Raw genomic sequence first — 6,329 nt, forward strand, 5'->3', positions numbered from 1 at the left:
TTCAAGATTGACATGACCAGGAATGCGAGAAAACATACGTTTTGCCTTCTTTGAAATTCAGAGATCCTAAATTTTGGAAACGCGCTTTCTCAAGACATTCCTCTCCGTCGTGGATTCGAACTCGATCGCGGCTGCGGCGAGAAAGGAGAACCTCACACCGTCTGCCGTCGTGCAGAGATTGAGAGCCCTGGAAGGAGAAATCGGAGCGGCTTTGGTTCAGCGGGCCGGTCACTCGACGCGCGCCACGGAAGCGGGCTTGGCGATACTTGATACAGCCCGGCGGCTGGTCGAGGCCGCCGAGAGCATGCCAGGTCTGGTAAACCAGAACGAAGAGGTCGGAACCATCCGCGTCGGTGTCATCCATTCGATGATCACCGGGCTGCTGCCGGACATTCTCTCTTCGATGATGGCCGGTCGGCCCGGCATCCAGGTGGAAGTCTTGCCCGGACAGTCATCCGACATCTATGTGAAACTGGGCGAAGGCAGTCTGGATGCAGCGATCATCGTGGAGCCACCTTTCGCCATTCCGAAAACCCTTGCCTGGCACGAACTGCGCAAGGACCCGCTAATCGTTTTGACCAGCACCACCGAAAGCGAGAATGATCCACTTGCCCTCCTTAAGCAGGCGCCGTTCATCCGCTATGACCGCAAGCATTGGGGCGGTCGACCCGGCGAGCTGTACCTGAGGCGCATCAGACTGAACCCGAAAGAGAAGTACGAACTCGACTCGCTGGAAGCCATCGCGGTGCTGGTCAACAGGGGGCTCGGCATCTCGCTCGTTCCCGACTGGCTACCGCCATGGCCAGAGAACCTTTCGCTTCGCAAGCTGCCACTGAAGGACGCCCCAAGTAGAGGCGTGGGTATCATGTTCCCACGCCTTTCATCGAACGAACGACTGGTTCGCGCCTTCGCAGAGGAAGCGCGCATAGCAGCGAAGCAGAAGGAAGCTTCGCTCGCTCGGAGCCGTTGACACTCAGCCATTGCGTCCGCGGTTAACGGCGCCGCTTAGCGATTTTCGAGCTACTTCCCATATGTTGGTGGCAACCTGATGCGTCGGCAAGCACTGATCGGATCGGCATCATAATTGAACGGAGCGGCGCAAAGGGAGTTGCGTTGCGGCGCTAAGGAGATCGCGCCAAACGCAATCACGAAAGGAACTGCCTCATGAAGCAAATCTTGCGCGCACCCACCCTGACGGGCTCGCGCCTCGCCGCTGCCGGCGGCCAGGTAGTCCAATTCAAGGGTTGCCGGTCTGAACTGAAACTGCCATAGCGAATTCATAAGGGGCTCCCGGTTCGAGCGAAAAAGCTAGACCGCTATCTGGCGTACAAAATGATCGGGTTCGACTGCGACAACACGACCCTGTGGAAGCGCAGAAAGTCGGCGAACTTCTTCGACTTCGGATTTCTTCAATTGAGCTTTCGGATCCTCGAAACGTATGTCCGGATCAGGTACCGCCGACAGGAGCAGGCGCGTATAGGGATGTTGCGGATTGTCGATCACCTTGTTGACATTGCCCCATTCGACAATCTGACCGGCATACATGACGATAATGTCTTCGGCGACGTAGCGCGCTGTGGCGATGTCGTGGGTGATGTACAGCAGGGCGAGCTTCATATCCCTCTTCATCTCGTTGAGAAGGTTGAGCACGCCCAGTCGCACCGATACGTCCAGCATGGATGTCGGCTCATCGGCCACGATGACCTCGGCACCGACCGCCAGCGTTCGCGCAATGTTGACCCGCTGGCGCTGACCTCCGGAGAGTTCATGGGGGTGCTTGGGGGCGATGATCGCAGGGTCAAGCTTGACCCTCGTCAGCAGTTCCGCGATGGCCTCATCGATCTGGCTGCCTTTCAAATCGCGCCGGTGCAGTTGAAGCGGGCGCCGCAGATGATAGGCGATCGTGTGAGCTGGATTGAGCGAAGAGAATGGATCCTGGAAGATCATCTGCACCGAGCGCCGGTATGCTGCAAACGCTCGGGCGTCACCGGTTTCCACAGGCTTGCCCTTGAACAGCAGCCGGCCTTCATTGGGCGTGTATTCCCGCATGACGAGACGCGCGCAAGTTGTCTTGCCGCTGCCCGATTCCCCGACCAGCGCCAATGTGCGGCCGGCATGCAGCGCAAACGAAACCGATTGGACTGCCTTGACCGCGAAAGGGCTGCGGCCAAAGGTTTTTGAAACACGGTCGAGCGCCAATATGGCTTTACACGTGTCAGTCATGTGGCTGCGATCTCCGTCACTCTGGCCCCGTGCAACGAGGGGAATGAGGCCCACAGCTTCTTTGTGTAGTCGTGTTGCGGTGCGCCATAAATCTTCTGGGCAGTGTTCTGTTCGACGAGTTTACCTTCCAGCATGATGCCGATGCGGTCGCAAACCTGAACCATCAGCCCAAGGTCGTGCGTAATAAATAGGACCGAGAAACCGAATGTCTTGCGCAACTCGTTGATCCGCTGGAGGATTTCGCGCTGGACGACGACGTCGAGAGCCGTCGTGGGCTCATCCATCACGAGGATCTTCGGGTTGAGCGCGAGACAGATCGCGATCACGATGCGCTGGCGCATACCGCCCGAAAATTGATGCGGATAATCGCTCATGCGGTCTGGCTGGATGTCGACAAGACGCAGCATCTCGGCTGTTCGCTCCCGCGCCTGCTTGCGGTTCATCCCTTGATGCGTGTGCAGCACGTCGTAGAACTGCGCTTCGATGCGCAGCACCGGATTGAGCGAATTCATGGCGCTCTGGAAAACCATGGCCACTTCGCGCCAGCGAAAGTAACGCAGTCCCTGGGGATCGAGATCCAACACGTCGCGGCCTTCCAGCAGGATCTGGCCACTCTGGATCAGGGCCGGTGGCCTGTGCAGGCGGCTGATGGCAAAGGCGATGGTGCTCTTGCCGCAACCGGATTCGCCGGCAAGACCAAAAATCTCGCCATGCGCGACGTCGAAACTGACATCATCGACCGCGCGAAAATCGGTTGTCTCGCCGATGTAATCGATGGTCAGGTTTTTTATGGAAAGCAATGGTTTGGTCACAGGCGGCCTTCTCCCGAACGGATCAATGCGGTCCAGCGGCTCAGACGATTGCCTGTCCGCAGGCGCGGATTAGCAATCTCGTCGACCGCAAAATTCATCAGCGAAAGCCCGACACCCAGAAGGGCGAGGGCAAAGCAGGGGGTGAGAATGTCCCACCATGCGCCCACCGACAGGGCCGACGCTTTCTGCGCATTGTAGAGCATCATGCCCCAGGAAACGGTTTTCGGATCACCGAGGCCGAGAAATTCCAGTGTAGCCTCGGTAATGATCGCAAAGATCACGCTGCCGATGAAGTTGATGCCGACGATGGAAATGAGATTGGGAAAGATTTCGAAGATCATGATACGCCAGCGCGGCTCGCCCATCATTTCGGCAGACTTGATGAAATCCTTGTGCTTGACCGAGAGTGTCTCCGCCCGGGTAACGCGCGCGCCCCAGGCCCATGAGGTGAAGCCGAGGATGATGGCGATGACGAGCGGGCTGGCCTGTCCGATGAAAGCGGCGAGGACCAGAAGCAGCGGCAGGTTCGGCACGACCAGCACCATGTTCGTGAAGAAACTGATCACTTCATCGGTCTTGCCGCCGCGGTAGCCGGCAATGATACCAAGTGCCGTGCCAAGGCCTGTAATCAGCAGTCCGGCACCGAAGCCAACAGCAAGCGATGTGCGCGCTCCGTGGATGAGCCGCGAGAACACGTCCTGGCCGATGCGGGTGGTGCCGAGCCAATGTTCCGCCGATGGCGGCTGATGCGGGCGGCCGACGCGGGATGCGGGGTTGTACTCGGTCAAGAGCGGCGCTGCGAGCGCGATGAGGACGATGACCGCAATGATGATTGTGCCGACGAGCGCCTTGCGATTGGAGACGAGACTGGAGAAGAGAGCTCGCATGGTCACGCCCCCCGCAAGCGCGGATCGAGCAGCACATAGCTGACATCGACAATGAAATTGGCGACAAGCATCGCGACGGTCATGATCAGTAGCTGGCCCTGAATCACCGGATAGTCACGGGCGAGAATGGCCTGGTAGAGAATGTTGCCAAGGCCTGGATAGTTGTAGACGACTTCGGTGACCAGCGAGCCGGCAAGGACGGTGCCGATGGCGATGGCAAGGCTGCTAACCGTTGGCAGCAATGCGTTGCGCGCGGCGTACCAGATCATGACGCGGCTGTCGGAGAGACCCTTGGCCCGCGCCATGACGATATAGTCCTCGCCTAGAAGGTTGATCATATTATTGCGCATGGTGACGGCAAAGCCGCCCGTGAGCACTGTGCAGAGCGTGAGCATCGGCAAGATGCCATGGTAGAGCAGGCTGCCGATATAGGTCAGTGAAAGCGATGGATCGAGCGCCGGGTCAGCGGCATAGCCAGTCGGAAACCAGCCAAGCGTAAAACCGAAGAAGAACAACACGATGAGCGACGTGACGACAGCGGGAACGGAGGTTGCAAAGATCGCCCCCACGGAAACCACAATATCGAACATCCCGCCGCGCCACCACGCGGCGAGAATGCCGAGGAATGTTCCAAGCGAGAAGCTGACGATTGTTGCCGTCCCCATCAGACCGACCGTCCAGATCAATGCATGACCGAGAACCGAGGTGACGGGCAGTGGGAAATATTTGATCGAGCGGCCAAGGTCTCCCGTGAAGATGCTCTGCAGATAGGTCAGATATTGCTGCCACAAAGGACCATCGACAAAGCCGAAGGTCAGTTTCAAGGACGCAATATTCTCCGCTGACAATTCGGTGCCGGTGCTGGAAAACATGATCTGGATCGGATCACCCGGCATCAGGCGCGGCAAAAAGAAATTGATGGTGGCAGCCGCAACAAAGGCTGCCAGGTAGAATCCGAGGCGGCGGAGCAAGAAAACCATACGCTTCTCCCATCTTGGCGCAGAAGCGACCGCTCCCGCGCCTTGTGGATTAGTTTGCCGGCTTCAATGCCAGGAGATGCAGCAGACGCGCCGGATTGTTGCGCGTGATCGATGGGTTGACGAACGGGTTGTCGGGCGTCGACCATCCGGTAAAACGTTTCGTGTTGTATTGATACCAGTTGGGATTGTTGTAGACGGGCATCATGGGAAGGTTTTCGGCGACAATGCGCTGAGCCTTGTTCATCACCTCCTTGCGCGCGGCGGGATCAGCTGTTCGGGTAAAATCGACCAGCAGTTTCCCAAGATCCGGATTGAACCAGCGCTGCGCGGTAAAACGCGTCTTGCCCTTGTCGGTCTCGTTGAACGCACGCTGATAGGGATAATAGGGCGAAGCTGCGGCGGGGAGGCTGTTGATGGCCATGTCGAACGTGCCGTTAATCAGGTTGCCCGTCCAGACGGCCTCTTCGGGTGTGGCGATCTGGGCGTTGAGACCGATCTCCTGCATGCCCTCGATGGCGATCTGTACGGTATCGATCCAATCGGTCCAGGCGCTAGGTACGATCACGGAGAACGATATCTTGCTGCCATCTGGATTGTCGCGGAAGCCATCGCCATCCTTGTCGACATAACCCGCTTCGTCGAGCAATTCCTTGGCTGCCTCCGTGTCGTGTTTGCCGAACTTGCCAAATGCCTCGATGACCGATGGATCGGACCAGGGTTTATAAAGTTCGCCAAGACCCGACGGGTCCTCGTTCAGCGTTGGATAGCCATAGCCCGCCACGTCAACCATGGCTTTGCGATCGAGCGACATGCTGACCGCCTGGCGGAACCGGATGTCGTTGAACGCCTTGCGGTTGTCCTTGTTGGCCGTTTCAAGATTGAACAGAAACGCCACCATGCTGCTTGGTGTGTACCAGTAGTGGAAATGCGCCTTGTCCTTGGCGACATAGGTGTTTTCGACATCGGGAATAAATGAAACGCCCCAATCGAGCGTGCCGTCGGCGGTCGCGGTCAGGATCTGGTTGTTGTCGGCAAGCTGCGGAAAGCGCAGGCAATCGATCTTAAGTTCAGCGGCGTCCCAGTAATTCGGATTGCGGCATTGATCGTAGGTCTGACCGGTGAAACGCGGGATTTCCGTCAGCGGGCCGCTGCCGACCGGGTTCTCATTGGCAAAGGTAACGGGATCGGCAATGTCCTTCCAGACGTGTTCGGGAATGATCGGCACCTGGGCCAGTTGGTCAGCCGCCAGCGAACTCGGATTAACCAGCGTAAAGCGCACCGTCTGCGCATCGACAGCCTCGACGCCATCAATGAACTTCCAGATGCTGACGAAATCAAGCGCCGGGAATTTCTTCAGATAGTCGTAGGTGAATTTGACATCGGCCGCTGTCAGCGGCTTGCCATCGGACCATTTGAGGTCCGGCCTG

The 6,329-nt window shown here is 58.0% G+C and carries 6 protein-coding genes; 1 reads left to right on the forward strand and 5 read right to left on the reverse strand.

Annotated features, from left to right (window positions below; genetic code table 11):
• Window positions 1–73: 73 nt before the first annotated feature.
• Window positions 74–970, forward strand: coding sequence for a LysR family transcriptional regulator (locus tag AAAC48_RS12470; protein WP_340654474.1), 897 nt, complete (start codon window positions 74–76; stop codon window positions 968–970).
• A 338-nt stretch (window positions 971–1,308) separates the two neighbouring features.
• Here the strand turns inward: AAAC48_RS12470 and AAAC48_RS12475 are convergent, their stop codons facing one another.
• The 5 genes from AAAC48_RS12475 to AAAC48_RS12495 form a co-directional block, all read right to left on the reverse strand.
• The gene (locus AAAC48_RS12475; protein ID WP_340654475.1) at window positions 1,309–2,223 is read right to left on the reverse strand and encodes an ATP-binding cassette domain-containing protein; all 915 of its coding nucleotides are present in this window, start codon (window positions 2,221–2,223) and stop codon (window positions 1,309–1,311) included.
• Window positions 2,220–3,035 carry an ABC transporter ATP-binding protein gene (locus AAAC48_RS12480; RefSeq protein WP_340654476.1) on the reverse strand — a complete coding sequence of 272 codons (816 nt, stop codon included), beginning with the start codon at window positions 3,033–3,035 and terminating at the stop codon, window positions 2,220–2,222. The genes AAAC48_RS12475 and AAAC48_RS12480 overlap by 4 nt, the downstream gene beginning before the upstream one ends.
• On the reverse strand, window positions 3,032–3,922 hold the full coding sequence (locus tag AAAC48_RS12485) for an ABC transporter permease (RefSeq protein WP_340654477.1): 891 nt from the start codon (window positions 3,920–3,922) through the stop codon (window positions 3,032–3,034). Before AAAC48_RS12485 ends, AAAC48_RS12480 begins: the two co-directional genes overlap by 4 nt.
• A gap of 2 nt (window positions 3,923–3,924) precedes the next feature.
• Complete coding sequence (locus AAAC48_RS12490; RefSeq protein WP_340654478.1) at window positions 3,925–4,902, reverse strand: ABC transporter permease; 978 nt, start codon at window positions 4,900–4,902, stop codon at window positions 3,925–3,927.
• A gap of 49 nt (window positions 4,903–4,951) precedes the next feature.
• Window positions 4,952–6,329 (reverse strand): ABC transporter substrate-binding protein (locus tag AAAC48_RS12495; RefSeq protein WP_340654479.1); only part of this gene is annotated, 1,378 nt, incomplete at its 5' end.

This window comes from Phyllobacterium sp. (assembly GCF_037994405.1).
GTDB lineage: Bacteria > Pseudomonadota > Alphaproteobacteria > Rhizobiales > Rhizobiaceae > Phyllobacterium.